The organism is Clostridium sp. HMP27, assembly GCF_000765165.1.
In the GTDB taxonomy this organism is placed as follows: Bacteria; Bacillota; Clostridia; order Clostridiales; family Clostridiaceae; genus Clostridium_AK.
In genome coordinates this window covers 289230-306113 of record NZ_JMFY01000018.1, presented here as the reverse complement: position 1 = coordinate 306113, position 16884 = coordinate 289230, and the positions used below count along the sequence as shown (strand labels likewise).

18 protein-coding genes and 2 tRNA genes are annotated in these 16884 nt (G+C 30.4%); 17 read left to right on the top strand and 3 right to left on the bottom strand.

All coding sequences use genetic code 11. The annotated features are described in order from the left end of the window. Nucleotides 1-35 precede the first annotated feature (35 nt). The 3 genes from clpP (at nucleotide 36) to DP68_RS10610 (ending at nucleotide 3979) form a co-directional block, all read left to right on the top strand. Entirely contained in the window at nucleotides 36-626 is a 591-nt protein-coding gene (clpP, locus tag DP68_RS10620) for an ATP-dependent Clp endopeptidase proteolytic subunit ClpP (protein WP_035309252.1), read from the top strand. A gap of 434 nt (nucleotides 627-1060) precedes the next feature. Next, nucleotides 1061-2707 carry a ribosomal protection-like ABC-F family protein gene (gene abc-f / locus DP68_RS10615; RefSeq protein WP_052085752.1) on the top strand — a complete coding sequence of 549 codons (1647 nt, stop codon included), beginning with the start codon at nucleotides 1061-1063 and terminating at the stop codon, nucleotides 2705-2707. 45 nt (nucleotides 2708-2752) lie between these two features. Next, the gene (locus DP68_RS10610) at nucleotides 2753-3979 is read left to right on the top strand and encodes an MFS transporter (protein WP_035309250.1); all 1227 of its coding nucleotides are present in this window, start codon (nucleotides 2753-2755) and stop codon (nucleotides 3977-3979) included. Between the two features lie 84 nt (nucleotides 3980-4063). Here DP68_RS10610 and DP68_RS10605 read toward each other — a convergent pair whose 3' ends face one another. Then, nucleotides 4064-4324, bottom strand: a complete 261-nt coding sequence (locus DP68_RS10605) for a thioredoxin family protein (RefSeq protein WP_035309248.1) — start codon at nucleotides 4322-4324, stop codon at nucleotides 4064-4066. A 199-nt stretch (nucleotides 4325-4523) separates the two neighbouring features. Here DP68_RS10605 and nagZ point away from each other — a divergent pair, with 199 nt between their 5' ends. The 9 genes from nagZ (at nucleotide 4524) to DP68_RS10560 (ending at nucleotide 11394) form a co-directional block, all read left to right on the top strand. Continuing rightward, the gene (nagZ, locus tag DP68_RS10600) at nucleotides 4524-5987 is read left to right on the top strand and encodes a beta-N-acetylhexosaminidase (protein WP_291548570.1); all 1464 of its coding nucleotides are present in this window, start codon (nucleotides 4524-4526) and stop codon (nucleotides 5985-5987) included. Between the two features lie 64 nt (nucleotides 5988-6051). After that, on the top strand, nucleotides 6052-6573 hold the full coding sequence (locus DP68_RS19595) for a hypothetical protein (RefSeq protein ID WP_035309246.1): 522 nt from the start codon (nucleotides 6052-6054) through the stop codon (nucleotides 6571-6573). Nucleotides 6574-6722: 149 nt separating this feature from the next. Then, the gene (locus DP68_RS10590) at nucleotides 6723-7487 is read left to right on the top strand and encodes a MerR family transcriptional regulator (RefSeq protein WP_035309244.1); all 765 of its coding nucleotides are present in this window, start codon (nucleotides 6723-6725) and stop codon (nucleotides 7485-7487) included. Between the two features lie 302 nt (nucleotides 7488-7789). Beyond that, a complete protein-coding gene (locus DP68_RS10585; protein ID WP_035309242.1) occupies nucleotides 7790-8116 on the top strand; it encodes a PadR family transcriptional regulator in 327 nt (108 codons plus the stop codon). A 15-nt stretch (nucleotides 8117-8131) separates the two neighbouring features. After that, on the top strand, nucleotides 8132-8992 hold the full coding sequence (locus tag DP68_RS10580) for a permease prefix domain 1-containing protein (protein WP_035309239.1): 861 nt from the start codon (nucleotides 8132-8134) through the stop codon (nucleotides 8990-8992). A 183-nt stretch (nucleotides 8993-9175) separates the two neighbouring features. Continuing rightward, the gene (locus DP68_RS10575) at nucleotides 9176-9904 is read left to right on the top strand and encodes a DUF421 domain-containing protein (RefSeq protein WP_035309237.1); all 729 of its coding nucleotides are present in this window, start codon (nucleotides 9176-9178) and stop codon (nucleotides 9902-9904) included. Between the two features lie 15 nt (nucleotides 9905-9919). Next, nucleotides 9920-10285: a DUF4363 family protein gene (locus DP68_RS10570; protein ID WP_035309236.1), complete on the top strand. Its 366-nt coding sequence runs from the start codon at nucleotides 9920-9922 to the stop codon at nucleotides 10283-10285. 39 nt (nucleotides 10286-10324) lie between these two features. After that, complete coding sequence (locus DP68_RS10565) at nucleotides 10325-10678, top strand: DUF4363 family protein (RefSeq protein ID WP_291548566.1); 354 nt, start codon at nucleotides 10325-10327, stop codon at nucleotides 10676-10678. A gap of 44 nt (nucleotides 10679-10722) precedes the next feature. After that, nucleotides 10723-11394 carry a YetF domain-containing protein gene (locus DP68_RS10560; RefSeq protein ID WP_035309233.1) on the top strand — a complete coding sequence of 224 codons (672 nt, stop codon included), beginning with the start codon at nucleotides 10723-10725 and terminating at the stop codon, nucleotides 11392-11394. A gap of 88 nt (nucleotides 11395-11482) precedes the next feature. Here the strand turns inward: DP68_RS10560 and DP68_RS10555 are convergent. Together DP68_RS10555 and DP68_RS10550 are read right to left on the bottom strand one after the other, a co-directional pair. Then, nucleotides 11483-11558: transfer RNA gene (locus DP68_RS10555), tRNA-Met, on the bottom strand. A gap of 264 nt (nucleotides 11559-11822) precedes the next feature. Further along, a tRNA-Met gene (locus DP68_RS10550) sits at nucleotides 11823-11898 on the bottom strand. Nucleotides 11899-12163: 265 nt separating this feature from the next. Between DP68_RS10550 and DP68_RS10545 the strand changes: the two genes are divergently transcribed. The 5 genes from DP68_RS10545 to DP68_RS10525 all read left to right on the top strand — a co-directional run bounded on the left by DP68_RS10545 (nucleotide 12164) and on the right by DP68_RS10525 (nucleotide 16858). Then, nucleotides 12164-12478: a hypothetical protein gene (locus DP68_RS10545; protein ID WP_035309232.1), complete on the top strand. Its 315-nt coding sequence runs from the start codon at nucleotides 12164-12166 to the stop codon at nucleotides 12476-12478. A 217-nt stretch (nucleotides 12479-12695) separates the two neighbouring features. Continuing rightward, nucleotides 12696-14216: a methyl-accepting chemotaxis protein gene (locus tag DP68_RS10540; protein ID WP_035309229.1), complete on the top strand. Its 1521-nt coding sequence runs from the start codon at nucleotides 12696-12698 to the stop codon at nucleotides 14214-14216. Nucleotides 14217-14436: 220 nt separating this feature from the next. Continuing rightward, nucleotides 14437-15237, top strand: coding sequence for a polyphosphate polymerase domain-containing protein (locus DP68_RS10535; protein ID WP_035309226.1), 801 nt, complete (start codon nucleotides 14437-14439; stop codon nucleotides 15235-15237). Continuing rightward, a complete protein-coding gene (locus tag DP68_RS10530; RefSeq protein ID WP_035309223.1) occupies nucleotides 15174-15872 on the top strand; it encodes a DUF4956 domain-containing protein in 699 nt (232 codons plus the stop codon). The genes DP68_RS10535 and DP68_RS10530 overlap by 64 nt, the downstream gene beginning before the upstream one ends. 182 nt (nucleotides 15873-16054) lie before the next feature. Beyond that, nucleotides 16055-16858: a DUF368 domain-containing protein gene (locus DP68_RS10525; RefSeq protein WP_035309221.1), complete on the top strand. Its 804-nt coding sequence runs from the start codon at nucleotides 16055-16057 to the stop codon at nucleotides 16856-16858. The last annotated feature ends 26 nt before the right edge of the window (nucleotides 16859-16884 follow it).

The following is a 16884-nucleotide window of genomic DNA, read 5'->3' as shown; positions in this document are numbered from 1 at the left end:
ATATATTAATATTTTTGAAGTAAAGGAGAAAATATATGAGTTATATACCTATGGTTGTAGAGCAAACTAATAGAGGAGAAAGATCTTATGATATTTATTCAAGACTGCTAAAGGACAGAATTATAGTTTTGAGCGAGGAAGTTAACGATTCTACTGCAAGTATTATAATTGCCCAAATGCTATTTTTAGAGGCTGAAGATCCAGAAAAGGATATAGTATTTTATATAAATAGTCCAGGAGGAGTAATTACAGCAGGGCTTGCTATATATGACACTATGCAGTATGTTAAACCTGATGTGTCAACTATATGTTTGGGCATGGCAGCTAGTATGGGATCATTTTTATTAGCAGGCGGAGCTAAGGGTAAAAGATTTGCCTTACCCAACAGTGAAATTATGATACATCAACCTTCTATTTCAGGAGGATTAAGTGGTCAAGCTACTGATATAAAAATATATGCTGATAGGATACTTAAAACTAAAAAAAGACTTATAGAAATATATAGCGAGAAAACAGGGCAATCTGTAGAAAAACTTCAATATGATATGGAAAGAGATAACTTTATGACTTCAAAGGAAGCAAAGGAGTATGGACTTATTGACGAAATACTTATTAGAAATAAATAAATGTCATCCATAAGTTGACAATCAGATGAGTTGCCTATATAATCATATTGAATATCAATAAATTTAATTTTAAGAAAGGGCAAGGTATTGGCAGAAATGAGAATGTAATTCACTTTTAATTATGTAGAATGAAAATTTAATAAAGTCTTAATAGAAGGCTTTATTGTCATGCATTTTATTGAATTTTGAGAGTGGATAGCGTCGTTTGTAACTGTTGATAGTTTGTCTATATAGTAGAATTTTAGCCTTAATTAGCTAATTAAATCTTGATATGTACCAGTATATGAAACTTATCTTCTTATTGTTAGAGGAGTAAATCATATGTTTGTATTACAACTTTATGCTTACATGAGTTAAGATTTGATTTAGGGTACATTTAGGTTGTTATATAGTTATTACGCTATCCTCTCCAAGTTACAAGGAGGGGATTTTTTATGTTGTTAATGGAATGCAGTAATATTAAAAAATATTTTGGTGATAGATTGGTGCTAGATGTAGGAAGCTTGAAAATTTATTCTGAAGATAGAATAGGAGTTATAGGGGTAAATGGGGTAGGTAAGACCACCTTAATCAATATACTAAGTAAGAGGTTAGAACCAGATGAAGGTTTGATTAAGCTATATGAAAGATACTCATATATATCTCAGTTAGAAGAACCTGAAAATAGAAACATTAGTAATGAAATGGCTTCAAAGTTTGGTGTTCAAAATACTTGGGATGAGAATATGAGTGGAGGAGAAAAAACTAGATTTAAGCTTGCGGATGGCTTTAGTAATAACAGTTTATTGATATTTGCAGATGAGCCTACTAGTAATGTTGATATAGAAGGCATTGAGCTTATGGAGAAAAAGTTTGGTGAGTATAAAGGGGCATTAGTATTAATATCCCATGATAGAAACTTTTTAGATAAGCTCTGCAATAAGATATTGGAAGTAGATAATGGAAGAATACAAATATATAATGGCAATTATAGTAGCTATGTTGCTCAAAAAACTCAAGAAAGAGAACGAGCTGAATTTGAATATGAAGATTATGTGAAAGAGAAGAAACGGCTTGAAGAAGTGATTACGGATACAGCGCAAAAGGTAAAGAGTATAAAAAGAACACCTAAGCGAATGGGGAACTCCGAAGTTAGGCTCCATAAGATGGGAGGACAAAAGGGAAAAGCAAGTCTTGAGAGGGCAGTAAAAAATGTTGAAAAAAGAATAGAACATCTTGAAGTTAAGGAAAAGCCTAAGAAACAAGAGGGAATTAAACTGGATATTATAGACTCAAGCAAGCTTCATAGTAAAATAATTATAGAAGGCTACAATATAAATAAATCTTTTGGGAAAAAGGTTATATTCAATAATGCTGAATTCAATATATACAATGAATCAAAGATAGCATTAATTGGACCTAATGGATGTGGGAAAAGTACTTTAATTAAAATGATAATGAATAATGATGATTCTATAAAAATTGCCAAGGGAGCAAAGATAGGATACTTTAGTCAGGACATGAGTATTTTGCAAGAGGATTTAAACATAATAGAAAATGTAATGGAAAGCAGCATATATGATGAAACCTTTGCTAGAATATTATTAGCAAGATTGTTATTTAAAAGAGAAGACGTTTATAAAGAAATAAACGTATTAAGTGGAGGAGAACGAGTTAAGGTTTCTTTTGCAAAAATGCTGCTTCAGGATATTAACTTGCTTATATTAGATGAGCCTACTAACTATATGGATATAAATTCCCTTGAAGTTGTAGAAAATGCACTTAAGGAGTATGATAGAACGTTACTCTTTGTTTCTCACGATAGAAGATTTGTAGAATCTGTTGCAAAGCAGATAATGATCGTAGAAAACTATAAAATAAATATGTTTAATGGAAACTATAAGGAATATTTAGCTAGTAAAAATAAAATTGTAGATAATAATAAAGCTGAAATTGAAAAACAAGTCTTTGTATTACAAAATCGTCTTTCAGAACTTATAGGAAGACTATCCATGCCATCAAAAAAGGATGATGTAATAGCATTAGATAAGGAATATCATGAAACGTTAACTAAATTAAAAAAGCTAAGGGATAGTCTTTAAAATGGATGATTTTTCATAAAAATAATTGGAGGAAATATTTTAAATATGAATAATAATTGGAAAAGGAACATAACACTCTTTTTAGCTAGTCAGACCATATCTCTCTTTGGATCCATGCTGGTTCAATATGCAATTACATGGTATATTACATTACAAACACAATCTGGTGTAATGATGGCCATATCAATTATTTGTGGGTTTGTGCCTACCTTTTTTCTTTCGCCATTTGCAGGGGTATGGGCCGACCGATATAATCGAAAAATGCTTATAATGTTATCAGATTCTTTAATTGCAATATCAACACTTATTTTAGCTATACTATTTTTAAAAGGATACAATTCATTATGGATGCTTTTTGTGGCATCTGCAGTGCGTTCCGTGGGCTCAGGAGTCCAGTCTCCAGCTATATCAGCCTTTCTTCCACAGCTTGTGCCAGAGGATAAGCTTACTAAGGTCAATGCAACAAACAGCAGTATACAATCACTAGTTATGTTGGTATCACCTATGATTAGTGGAGCCCTTTTAAATATGGCAACCATAGAATCGATATTTTTTATAGATGTTATTACAGCAGCTATAGCGGTTTCTATATTACTTTTATTTTTAAAGGTCCCATCGCATGCGAAAGCATTAGAGAAACAAAAGACTAGCTATTTTAGTGATATGGTTGAAGGTTATAACTACATTAAAAATCACGGATATGTTAAGAGATTCTTTGTATTTTGTGCGATTTTTTATGTATTAGTTTCACCAGCTGCATTCTTAACACCTCTGCAGGTAGCACGTAGTTTTGGTGATGATGTTTGGCGTTTAACGGCAGTTGAAATCACTTTTTCCATTGGTATGATGTTAGGTGGTATTATTATAGCATCTTGGGGAGGCTTTAAAAATAGAACTCATACAATGACGCTGTCAAGCCTTATCATGGGGATATGTACCTTTGCACTTGGAGTTGTTCCAAACTTTTGGGTATATTTAAGTTTTATGTGCTTATTTGGTGCTGTTATGCCAGCCTTTAATACACCTGCTACGGTTTTACTGCAGGAGAAAGTAGAAGAGAATTTTCTAGGTAGAGTATTTAGTGTCTTAGGGATGATATCAAGTATTACAATGCCTCTTGCTATGCTTGTGTTTGGGCCTTTGGCTGATGCTGTTGCTATAGAATGGATGCTTATTGGAACTGGAGTGTTACTAGTTATTCAAGGTTTCTTCTTAATGAAAAACAAAGAACTTATTGAGGCAGGAATGCCAATGCCTAAGCCTGAATTATAGTTTTTAAAACAAAGCATATTATAAAGCTATGAGTTTTTAGAAAAAACTCATAGCTTTTCTAAATATTATGATATCAGGAATTTTTTATTTAGCGGCTTCCTCAAAGGCCTGTATAACAATATCTTTAGTAGTACCTCCTTCATAAACTTTACTATTTCCAACATAGTAAGTAGGAACATAATAATAATCATACTGCTTAGATATATCAGGATGCTTTTCTTCATCAATTATCTCTACTTTAATATCTCTGTATTTTGGATTTTCCTCTTTTACTTCATCTATCCAGTCTAATGCCCTTTTGCAATGAGGACACCAACTTGTTATAAATACTTTTATATCTTTCATTAGTAGCACCACCTTTTAGAAAAATTTATCATAAGAATAGTATACACTTTTGTAATTAAATTTAAAGATGTTATAACAAATATGAAATTTGACAAGAATATAATAGTTATTAAAATTACTGTTATATGTAGTAAAATGACATTTTTATTTATATTTACGTATATATAAGTGAAATAAAAGTTATAGGAAGGTTAAATTTATGATGAAGAAGATAATATTATTAATTAGTATTTTTTTATTACTTACCGTAGTTGGATGCAGTAAAGAAATTACAGAAGAAAAGTTAAGTATAAGGGGAGAAATAACAAATGTATCATTAGATGATAATGGTAAAATAACAAGTATATTAGTAGAAGGAAAACTTGAACAGGATACGCAACATGATAAAGCTAGTGTATTCATTGGAGAGAAAACCAAAATTTATGATAATGATACAAAAGAAGAATTAGAAAAAAATGCTTTAAAAAAGGGAACAAAAGTTGAAATTATATTTAAAGGACCAGTAAGAGAGTCTTACCCTGTTCAAGCTGATGCCAAAATAATCAGAATCACTGAGCAAGTTGACCATATAGTAGAAAAAATAAACACAATGACCTTAGATGAAAAAATTGGGCAAATGCTTATGGTAGGAGTTGAAGGATATAATTTAAATGATAATTCAAGAAAGCTAATAACAGAGCATAAGGTTGGAGGATTTATAATATTTGGAGAGAATGTTCAGAGTACTAATCAGCTTCTTAGTTTAGTTAATTCATTGAAAAGGGAAAATGTTAATAATAAAATTCCTCTATTTTTTTCTCTAGATGAAGAAGGGGGAAAGGTAACAAGGATGCCTCAGGAATTTAAAAGGTTTCCGACAAATAAAATAATTGGGCAGATAAATGATAAAGATTTTTCAAACAAGATTGGTAGAACTATTGCTGATGAAATAAAGTCATTTGGATTTAATATGAACTTTGCACCAGTTCTAGATGTTAATAGTAATCCTAAAAATCCAGTTATAGGTAGTAGATCATTTGGATCAAACCCTGATATTGTAAGCAGTTTAGGTGTTGAAACCATGAAAGGAATCCAAGAAGAAAATGTTATTCCTGTAGTTAAGCATTTCCCAGGACATGGTGATACTTCAGTAGATTCACATGTAGGGCTTCCAACTGTAAATAGTGATTTAGATAGATTACAAAACTTTGAACTGATACCTTTTGCTAAAGCTATAGAAAATGACGCTGATATGGTAATGATTGCCCATATACTTCTATCTAAGATTGATAGTGAAAATCCATCTTCCATGTCAAAGACTATTATTACAGACATATTAAGAAATAATCTTAAATTTGATGGTGTGGTAATTACTGATGAGATGACTATGGGGGCAATAATTAAAAACTATAGCCTTAATGAGGCTGCGGTAAAGTCAGTTAGTGCTGGAACTGATATTATATTAGTTGGTCATGGTTATAATAATGAAATAGGAGTAATTAACGCTTTGAAAAGTGCAGTATCCAAGGGAGAAATATCACAAGAAAGAATAGACGAAAGTGTTTATAGGATATTGAAACTAAAAGAAAAGTACAACTTGAAGGATGAAATAATAAATTCTGTAGATGTTAATAAAATAAATAATAAAATAAAAACACTTTTAGATATTTACAAGGTATCCTAAGAATTTATAATAAAAACCTTGGAAATGCTAAAAAGAGATTATTAAATAATGGAGGAATGGGCCTATGAGCGATAGAGAGAACAAATTAAGAAAAAAGTGGGTTTGTAGAATATTTTCTGTTGCAATGATATCTACATTAGGTATTATATTAAATAATATAGTGCCTATAGAAAAAACTAACATTGCATATGCAGCAGAGAGTACAAAGACTCCAACTAACAGCGCAGCAGGTCAATTATCAGTAGGTGAATTTGCAGATAAACCACAAGTTAAAGTTCCTATTGATTTAGAGAAGGAAAAAAATGATCAGAAAAGCGTTGATGCAGGGCATTCACCATGGAAGTTAGATCCGATATTTGTAACTCAGGTTTTTGTAAGCTTAAAGATTTCTCCAGAAGGTATTCAAGGAGATTATCCTATTAAATATGAAGAGCTTAAAGTTATAAAGAATAATGGAAAAGTTGCAATTATAGAAGTACCTGGAGATAAGACTCCTATTAGAAGAGTCTACCTAGAAAGACTTATAAGACAAGATAGTACAGGAATATGGACTGTGATAGGATATGATCCAGTAACTAATAAATAACTAACTTATAATAAAGGCGTGGAATACTTGAGGTACCACGCTTTTATTGTTCTTTCTTTATTATTAAAAAAATTTATAAAAAGTTTTTAAAAGCTGTTGACATTAACGTTGCGTAAAGGTGTATATTTATTTTGTCAGGAGGTGAGCACATGGAATATACAGTGCAAAAACTAAGTAAAATAGCGGGTGTAAGTACTAGAACACTTAGATATTATGATGAAATAGGAATTCTTAAGCCGGCAAGAATTAATTCATCAGGATATCGTATATATGGGCAAGCTGAAGTTGATAGATTGCAGCAGATATTATTTTACAGAGAATTAGGTGTAAGTTTAGAAAATATAAAAAATATAGTAACTGCACCATCCTTTGATGGAGCCGAAGCACTGAAAAAACACCGCGCCCAGCTTCTTGAAAAGAGAAATCAATTGGATTTGTTGATTTCAAATGTGGATAAAACAATTGCACAAACTGAAGGGAGAATTATTATGAGTGATAGAGAAAAGTTTGAAGGATTTAAACAAAAGATGGTTGATGACAATGAGAAAAAGTATGGTCAAGAAATAAGAGAGAAATATGGCGATGATACTGTTAATAAGTCAAATGCAAAGTTAATGAACATGACAGAAGAACAATATAACGAGGTGACAGCGCTATCAGAGGAATTAATGGCAACTTTAGCAGAAGCTTTTAAAACTGGGAATCCAGCAAGTGAGCTAGCTCAAAAGGCAGCTGACTTACACAAGAAATGGTTAACTTATTCTTGGAGTCAGTACAGTAAGGAGGCACATGCAGGTCTTGCACAAATGTATGTTGATGATGAGAGATTTACGCAATACTATGATAAGGAACAACCAGGGACAGCAGAATTTTTAAGAGATGCAATTTTCATTTATACAGGAATGAGTAAATAGTATATTAAAAAGTCCAGAGAAAAGCGATTGGTTTAACCAATCGCTTTTTATATTAAAAATTAAAGTTATTAAGTTTTAGTTAAGTATTAAACGATGTATTTTATAGTTTAAATAGATTTGTAAGCTTGTTCATATTTTTAGATAGAGTAATCAATTCATAAAAGTTATTTTACAATCACACAATTATATCAATAAAAGTATATTGACAGTCATAGTACTTTGTTGTATATTATAGATGTAGTCGAAAAACAAATGAAGATAAAAAATAAATACTAGAAAAATTCCATATGGAGGTAACTTAAGTGAATGGAAAAATTTCATCGGATTTACTTAGAGGGCATACTGACACCATAGTACTTAAAATATTAATGGATGGTGATAGTTATGGGTATGAGATATATAAGAAAATAATTGAAAAAAGTGAAGGAGTATATGAGCTAAAGGAGGCTACACTTTATTCAAGTTTTAGGAGACTAGAGAAGGATGGGAATATTATATCCTATTGGGGTGATGAAACCCTTGGAGGGAGGAGAAAGTATTACAAAATAACACCATTAGGCGAAGATGTATATAATTTGAATAAACATGATTGGGAATTTGCAAAAAAAATAATAGATAAATTATTATAGGAGGGGAGAATAGAAGTGAAAGATAAGATTAAAAAATATGTAGATAATTTATTTTTAGATATATATGATACAAATGAATTACGTGAATTAAAGGAAGAAATAAGTGCTAACTTGTTAGAAAAAGTAAATGATTTAATTTCCAATGGTAAAACTGAAGAAGAAGCGTTTAGGGAAGCTGTTTCAAGTTTGGGAGATATGGACGAACTAGTTGGAAATTTAAAGAGAGTATCTAAAGAAAAGTTTCAAGAAAATATAACAAAAGAGTTTGAACTTGATAAAAAACATATAATAGCCTATATAGTTGCATCTTCTATTTTATTATTTGGAGGTATGGCTGCAGGAATTGTTTATCTTCAAAATAAGAATTTAATGGATACAACAGGAGCTTTAATGCCATTTTTAATAGTATCAGTACTATTATTTATGTATTTTGGACTAACTCAAGAAACAAAACATAGTTATGGGATGAAACCTAAAAGAGCATTATTATATTGTTTAGCTACTGCAGTACTTATGTTTGGAATCTTTTCAACAGGTCTTGTATATTTTTCTGGGCAAGAGTTATTTCAAGTTTTAGCTACTTCAATGCCGTTTATTATATCTTCAACAATAGTTTTTATATATCTAGGGTTAACTGAGAAAAATAGAACAAAAATGGATGAGGATTGGCAGGATCAATGGGTAAAACATTATAGTGATCCTCAAACAATGATGCTAAGAGGAAACATATCTGGTGCACTATGGATATTTACATTTGCTGCATTCCTTTTAATAGGATTTGCCATTGGGTGGAAGTATTCATGGATAGTATTTATAGTTGCTATTGGATTTGAGATTTTAATAGAAAGTTTCTTTATGACAAGGAAAAAAAGATAATTTAAATATTGATAAATGTTGCAGAGCTTTTTTATACTTGGTTTGATTATAAACCAAGTATAAAAAGGCTTTTATATTTGTATTTATATTTTATAAATTTCATGTGAGGAGGAAATACTATACAGATAAGTGGCAGAATGTATTAACGAATAATAGAGTAAAGAAATCAAGGAGGTAGAAGCTTTGAATGAAGGATTAGTTGTTTTTGTTAGGGCGGCTATAGGTTTTTTCTCAATGCACATATTTGCAAAAGTTCTTGGAAAACAACAGATAAGTCAGTTGACATTTTTTGATTATATTCTGGGTATTACAATTGGATCTATTGCAGCCACACTTACTACAGATTTATCAAGTAGAGCGTGGCCACACTGGGTAGGACTTATAGCTTGGGCAGCTTTGGGATATTTAATGGAAGTTATAAGTTTAAAATGGAGATATGCAGCCAAGTGTTTAGAAGGAGAGCCAACTATTGTAATAATGGATGGCAAAATAATGGAAGATGCTTTAAAAAAAATGAAATATACAGTAGCAGAACTTTTAGGACTACTTAGAAGTAAAGATATATTTAACTTAAATGAAGTAGCTTATGCCATAATAGAACTCAATGGAGATATTTCAGTTCTTAAGAAGCCGGAATATTTGCCTGTAACTCCAAAAGATATGAATATTAAGATAAAACCTTCTGGAATAGGTACAGAAATAATTTATGACGGAATAGTCATTGAAGAAAATTTAAAACAGCTTAATAAAGATACAAAGTGGTTATTAAGGGAGCTGAAAAAACATGGGGTGGAAGACCCAGAAGAGGTATTTCTCTTAACTTTAGATCCAGGAGGAAATTTATATATTGATAAATATAAGGATCACATGAAAAATATTACTGACATAGGTGATTATAAGGGACCTTATTAAGAGAGGTGAAATAAAATGAGAAAATTTTTTATAGTCTCTATACCAATAGTTACAATAATTTGTTTCATACTTATAATGTTAAGTGGAAATTATCTTAAAAATTCTTCTGTAAATGATAAGAATATACCAGAAATTATTCAATTGATAACTAGTAATATAAACGATGAAAAGTGGGAAGAGGCTAGTAATAATACTGAAAAGTTAGATGAAGCGTGGAATAAAATAGTTAAAAGAGTTCAATTTAGTTCAGAAAGGGATGAAATTAATGGATTTAGCTTTAGCTTAGCACGTCTTCGTGGCTCAATTCAAGGAAAAGATAAAGCTAGTTCATTTTCTGATTTAAGCGAAGCATATGAACATTGGAAGGAATTGGGGAAGTAATATTGTTAGAAGGTGAAGATTTTGTTTGGTGAAAATAAAATGAGATTTTATATAGCTACTGCGTGGATGATTTGTTTTATTAGTATGTGGGCTATATTTAGTGGTGTATTACCAAATGATGAGTTTAATTCATATTTAAATCAAATAGAAAAAAGTGTAACAAATAAGGACTGGAATAATGCCCAAAAATCTATGGAAGAATTAAAGAGTGTTTATAATAAAAAAAGGGTAGTTATTCAAATGAATAACGCCACAGAAATTTTTACGACCTTTGAGCTTACAATGGGACAATTAGAGGCTTCGGTGCAACACAAACAGGATGCAGCAATTGAATATATTGGAGCTATAAGAAATTCCTTAGATTTTGTTATGAAAGCATTCTCAGGTCCATAATGAAATGATTTGATTGCTATTAATATTTCTTTGGAGGAGTTACAATGCAGGATTTTTTATCATACAGTGGAAGAGTTGCTATTGTATATTTATTTACATACTTAAGTACTAGAACTCTAACCAAGAAAGCTATTGCACAAATGACATCTTATGAAATTGCAGGGCTAATGATTTTAGCCAACGTTGCAGCTGAGCCATTAGTAGATAAAGTTACTATAAAATCTGTTTATGGAGTTGGTTTCTTAGTTATTTTAATGCTTTTAAGCACCAGGCTTGCTATACGTAATAAATTTACAACTATTATGGAACATACACCAACAATAATTATGCAACATGGGAAATTGGATATGAAATCTATAAGGGGAATGGGGCTTACTTTAAACGAATTAGAAGGATTACTTCGGCAACAGGGATATGATAAAATGTTAGATTTAGATACAATAATTATGGAACCCCAAGGTAATATATCTGCCTTTCCAAAGCCTGAAAATAAGCCAGTAACATTAAAAGATTTGAAAATTAAAACTTCAAATGAAGGACTAACTATTCCTTTAATAATGGATGGTAGCATAATAGAACAAAATCTTAGGCATATAAAGAAGAATAAAGAATGGCTACTAAAAGAATTAAAGAAACAAAATGTATTTAATTATAAGAAAGAAGTTATAATAGCTGAGATCAATTCATCATTGCAACTAGAAGTTTTAAGAAAATAGAAAGTTTTACAATATACTAGTTATTAAATAACTTTAGATGAATAAATCTAAAATAAAAAACATCCTAAGTATTAGGATGTTTTTTCTATGGTTGCGGGAGCAGGACTTGAACCTACGGCCTTCGGGTTATGAGCCCGACGAGCTACCAACTGCTCCATCCCGCGATATTATCAACTAGGGTTTTCCTTAAGCTGTAGGTTAAGTATAGTGTACTTAATTATATAAGTCAAGGGTTTTTAAAAATAATAATTATTTACTTCATTTATTAATGAATTTTAAATATATAAAATTATTGTAACACGATATAAATTTATATTGTTATGTAAGAATTGTGCTTTGTGTCAAAGATGCTAGGTAAATAATTATTACTAAATAAGGTGGAAAAATCTAAAATAAAAAACATCCTAAGCATTAGGATGTTTTTTCTATGGTTGCGGGAGCAGGACTTGAACCTACGACCTTCGGGTTATGAGCCCGACGAGCTGCCAACTGCTCCATCCCGCGATATTATCAACTAAGGCTTCCCTTAAGCTGTAGGTTAAGTATAGTGTAATTAATAATATAAGTCAAGTGTTTTTTTAAAATAATAATTATTAATAAAAAATATATATTAAAATGAAGTGCAAAGTCTATTTGCTTCTTTATAAGATTATATTTATTGGCAGAATGATTTGTTGATTATATCCAATTAAATATATAAATTCTTGAGATAAACTACTATGCAAAGTATAATGAAAGGAAGCTGTTTACTTACAAAGGGAGTGAAGATATGATTAAAATTGAAGAACTGTTGTCGGGAGATTTTTCTGCATATCCTGAAGAAACTCAGGAATTTATGAAAAAATATACTGGAAGACTTAGAGAGAGCATAGAAGGAGAGTTAGTAAACGACATGGCAGCTAGAATGCTTAAGGATATAGATAAAAGTAACGAAACTTTTATGAACATTCTTGCAGATATACTAAGTAATGGGTGTAAGGGGTTTAGTAAAATGTCTACTCAATCACTGCTGAATATATATTTGGACAGAAAAACTGAAGAAGACTTTTTTAATTTATTAAAAAAATTGAATGAAGAAACATAAAGTTAATAATTCTAGCAATTTATGTACAGAGTAAAAGTCATCCCTAAATATGGGGTGTCTTTTTTATTTATGATGATGTAAACAAAATGTTAAATTTGTATATAATGGTAAAGATTTTGGTAGTTTTAACCGATAAAATAAGCTAAGAATATCAAAGAATACAAATAAATGTTATAAAGTATCAAAACTAAATAAAAATTTATAAGGGGAGGATTTTATGTTTTTTAAATCGAGAAGAACACCATGTCATGAAGCTGACGATATTATGGAATATGTTGATAATCGTATGAGAGGCAGAATAATTAAAAAACCTGTTGTTCAGTATAACAGGCATATAAAAATAGCTGATTATTTTAATAAACTTTTTGAGAGTGAAGAAAGTTTAGCTGAATCTGCTAAAAAGATCATTGATATAGGTGCTAGTATAAGCAGTTTTGATTCTGAGATGAGATATATATCCAATATGTTAATTGATTTTGCTAAAGAAATGTCAGATGTGAGTCAGTCTAATTTAGCTATTGTTGAACAGACTACTGCTAGCATGAATGGGGTTAATGACACCATTTCTGTTGCAACCAAGACTCTTAATAGTGTATCAGATTCATCACAAAATCTTATGAAAAGTAATATTGAAGCACTTGATCAAATGCATGAAATCGGTAACATTAAAGAAGATGTTGTTAGTAATGCAAATGTAATGAGTAGTAAGATTGATTATCTAGTTGAAATGGCTAATAAAGTTAGTGATATTGTAAAAACTGTAGAAGCAATAGCAGGAAAAACAAATCTATTAGCGCTAAATGCTTCCATAGAAGCAGCAAGAGCGGGGGAACATGGAAAAGGATTTGCAGTAGTAGCTGAAGAAATTAGAAAACTTGCAGATGATACAAAAGTAAATCTTTCTGGCATGAAATCTATTATGACAAATATTCATCAAGCTGCAGCAGACGGTAAAAGCAGTATGGATAAGACAATAAATGTAACAAGTAAAATGAGCGAAAAAATTGATACAGTTAAAGTTACTATTCAAGAAAATGTTAACCTATTAAACACTACAGTTAAAGATATAAAAGTACTTAATGAATCCATGAATGGAATTAGCATTTCAGCAGATGAAATTAATAAAGCTATGGAAATATCAACTTCTGATGCAGAAAAACTTACTAATATGACAGAGGAAATTCATAAAAGTGCTGTTGAGAGTTCCAGTGAAGCAACAAAGATTTCCAAGATTGATTCTGAATTATCAGATATAGTAAAAAAAATGTTATCGCATTTAAAAAATAGCTCAAATTCAATAAATAATAAAGATTTTATTGCATACATGGAGAAAGCTAAAAAGTCCCATGAAGAGTGGCTGTCTAATTTAAAAAGATCTGTAAATACAATGAAAGTATATCCTCTTCAATTAGATGGAAGCAGATGTGCATTTGGTCATTTTTATTATGCAATTAATGTTGAGCATCCAAAGATTAGTTCTAACTGGAAGGCAATAGAGAAAGTTCATATGGATTTTCATAACTGTGGCAGAAAGGTAATGGATGCAATTCAAAGCGAAAACTACGAAAATGCACATAACTATTGTAAACAAGCTGAGGGAATATCTTTTAAAATATTTAAGTGTTTAGAAGAAATTATAAAGGAAGTCAAGGATATTGATGCCGCAGGAGAGCATATTTTTAATATGGAAACAACAGAAATTGCCTGTGGGGATTGTGCAAGCTGCAGCGACTGTTAGAAATATTAAGGAGGTAATATTCTTTTAAGCTGTATAGAATAAATTAAGATCACCTATAAATTCTTTTGAGAATTTATAGGTGATTTTTTTATTTTTCTTAAATATAACGCAGATTTTAAACATTAAATTTATATAAGTTATTTAAGATTTGTTTAAGGTTCATTTTATATACTTAAATCAACGAAGGAAATATGAATGAATTAATGAAAGGAGAATCATAATGGCTATTGATGTTTTTAAAAGGCACGAAGTTAAGTATTTAATTGATAAGTCAATATATGAAGAAATTCAAGGAAGACTTTTAAAATATATGGAGTTGGATGAGTATAACAGAAACCACGAGTTATACACCATAAGCAATATTTACTTAGATACAAAAGATAATCATTTAATAAGAACTTCTTTGTCAAAGCCAAGATATAAAGAAAAGCTTAGAATCAGAGCATATGGAATTCCTGAAAGAAATGAAAAGATATATTTTGAGGTCAAGAAAAAAGTCGCTGGGGTCGGGAGCAAAAGAAGAACAAAATTAAAATTAAATGAAGCTTATGAGTTTGTATACACTAAAGAAAAGCCTGAGATAAAGGATTATATGAATAAACAGGTTATAAATGAAATTCAATATATGCTAAAGATGTATGACTTAGAGCCTAAAGTTTATGTAGCCTATGAGAGAAAAGCACTATTTTGTAAAGAAAATAGAGATATAAGAATAACCTTTGATACAAATATAAGGACAAGAAGATATGACTTAAGACTTGAAAGTGGAGATCATGGAGAAAGTCTAGTAGATGATGATAAATGGCTAATGGAGATAAAAGTTGGAAGCAGCATGCCATTATGGCTATCACAAATGCTTTCAGAATATAAGATCTTTAAAACGAGTTTTTCAAAGTATGGAAAAGAATATGAAAAAATGTTATTAAATAATATGAACTTGAGGGGAGAAATGAATTTATGTTCGAAACAATATTTAACACAGCATCTAACACAACCACAACTAGTACAGCAATACCTTTAATGGATTCGGTATTTACAATAATTGTTGCTTTCATTTTAGGAGGAATTATAAGCCTTACTTATATGAAGACTTCAAGTAAAAGAGGGCATTCTCAAAACTTTTCAGTTACTTTAGTTATTTTACCCGTAGTTATTTCTATAATTGTACTTTTAATAGGAAGCAATCTTGCAAGGGCGTTCAGCTTAGCAGGTGCTTTCTCAATTATTAAATTTAGAAGTGAACCAGGAGATCCGAAGGCAATTTCTTATATACTATTTACAATGGCAGCAGGACTTGCTTGTGGAGTCGGGGCTTTTGGATATGCAGCTATCTTTACAGTGTTCCTTTGCTTGCTTATGTTTATAATCAATATATTTAATTTTGGTGCTAATAAAACATCGCAAAAGATTCTTAAAATAACTATTCCAGAAAATTTAGATTATGAAGGAGCTTTTGATGAAATATTTGAAAAGTACACAAAGAGTTATGAGCTTAAAAAGGTTAAAACTACTGACTTAGGCAGCTTGTTTCAGCTTGTTTATACAATAACAATGGATAATAATATAAGTCAAAAAGAATTCCTAGATACGCTTAGATGTAGAAATGGTAACTTAAATATTACCTTAACTATGAATACTGATATAGAGGAATATTAACAAACTTTAGATTCCAGTTTATGTTGTAATGTTAGTAATAATATAAACTGGAATATTTTATTTAATCGCATGGCCTCGTATAAAATGTAAGAATAAATTAAGAACTTGGAAACTAAAAAGTATTTGAATGTATGATATAATATATAAAAAATAACTAACATAATTAATTAGTGGAGGATAACATGAAATTCATTAAAAACTTTTTAAAAGGAATAGTTATTGGCATAGCTACATTAGTTCCTGGAGTTAGCGGTGGAACAATGGCAATAATACTTGGAATTTACGATGATTTGATTCATTCAATTGGTCATTTTTTTGAAGATATAAAAGCACATACTATGCTGTTACTAGAAGTTGGACTAGGTGGGCTTACAGCTCTTATTTTATTTAGTAAAATATTAGAATCAGCTTTAGCAAGTCAGCCATTTGTAATGAGATTTTTATTTATAGGAGTTATTTGTGGTGGAATACCAGTATTATATAAGAAATCAACTTCAGGTAAAAAGAATAAAGGAGATTTATTGTTTTTAATTATTGGTTTTATAATAGTTCTTTTAATGGGGGCAGATCCAGCAGCAACTACTACACTGGCAACATCACAAGGAGTTTTAAGTATAGTATTTCTTTTAATTGCAGGTGTGGTAGTTTCTATAGCCTTGATTTTACCTGGGATAAGCGCATCTTTTATGCTGCTTACATTAAATTTGTATGATGTAACACTAAATGCTGTAAATAATAGAAATGTACCTTTCTTAATACCTTTAGGCATAGGAGTTGTTATAGGTGTTTTAGCAACTACTAGGGGTATAGAAAACTTACTTAAAAGATATCCAAGCAAAACATATTTGTTGATTTTAGGCTTTGTTATAGGCTCTATTATACCTGTATTTCCAGGTATACCTGGTGGAATTAGCATTGTAACTTCTTTAATAGCTTTTATAATAGGATTTATAGCAATCCGATATATAAGTGAAAAAGACATTTAAAAAGGAACTTTCGCTTTGGCGAAAGT

Coding starts and splice junctions, on each gene's coding strand:
- clpP (WP_035309252.1), top strand. CDS start 36: ATGAGTTATATACCTATGGTTGTAGAGCAAACTAATAGAGGAGAAAGA.
- abc-f (WP_052085752.1), top strand. CDS start 1,061: ATGTTGTTAATGGAATGCAGTAATATTAAAAAATATTTTGGTGATAGA.
- DP68_RS10610 (WP_035309250.1), top strand. CDS start 2,753: ATGAATAATAATTGGAAAAGGAACATAACACTCTTTTTAGCTAGTCAG.
- DP68_RS10605 (WP_035309248.1), bottom strand. CDS start 4,324: ATGAAAGATATAAAAGTATTTATAACAAGTTGGTGTCCTCATTGCAAA.
- nagZ (WP_291548570.1), top strand. CDS start 4,524: ATGATGAAGAAGATAATATTATTAATTAGTATTTTTTTATTACTTACC.
- DP68_RS19595 (WP_035309246.1), top strand. CDS start 6,052: ATGAGCGATAGAGAGAACAAATTAAGAAAAAAGTGGGTTTGTAGAATA.
- DP68_RS10590 (WP_035309244.1), top strand. CDS start 6,723: ATGGAATATACAGTGCAAAAACTAAGTAAAATAGCGGGTGTAAGTACT.
- DP68_RS10570 (WP_035309236.1), top strand. CDS start 9,920: ATGAGAAAATTTTTTATAGTCTCTATACCAATAGTTACAATAATTTGT.
- DP68_RS10565 (WP_291548566.1), top strand. CDS start 10,325: ATGAGATTTTATATAGCTACTGCGTGGATGATTTGTTTTATTAGTATG.
- DP68_RS10560 (WP_035309233.1), top strand. CDS start 10,723: ATGCAGGATTTTTTATCATACAGTGGAAGAGTTGCTATTGTATATTTA.
- DP68_RS10545 (WP_035309232.1), top strand. CDS start 12,164: ATGATTAAAATTGAAGAACTGTTGTCGGGAGATTTTTCTGCATATCCT.
- DP68_RS10540 (WP_035309229.1), top strand. CDS start 12,696: ATGTTTTTTAAATCGAGAAGAACACCATGTCATGAAGCTGACGATATT.
- DP68_RS10535 (WP_035309226.1), top strand. CDS start 14,437: ATGGCTATTGATGTTTTTAAAAGGCACGAAGTTAAGTATTTAATTGAT.
- DP68_RS10530 (WP_035309223.1), top strand. CDS start 15,174: ATGTTCGAAACAATATTTAACACAGCATCTAACACAACCACAACTAGT.
- DP68_RS10525 (WP_035309221.1), top strand. CDS start 16,055: ATGAAATTCATTAAAAACTTTTTAAAAGGAATAGTTATTGGCATAGCT.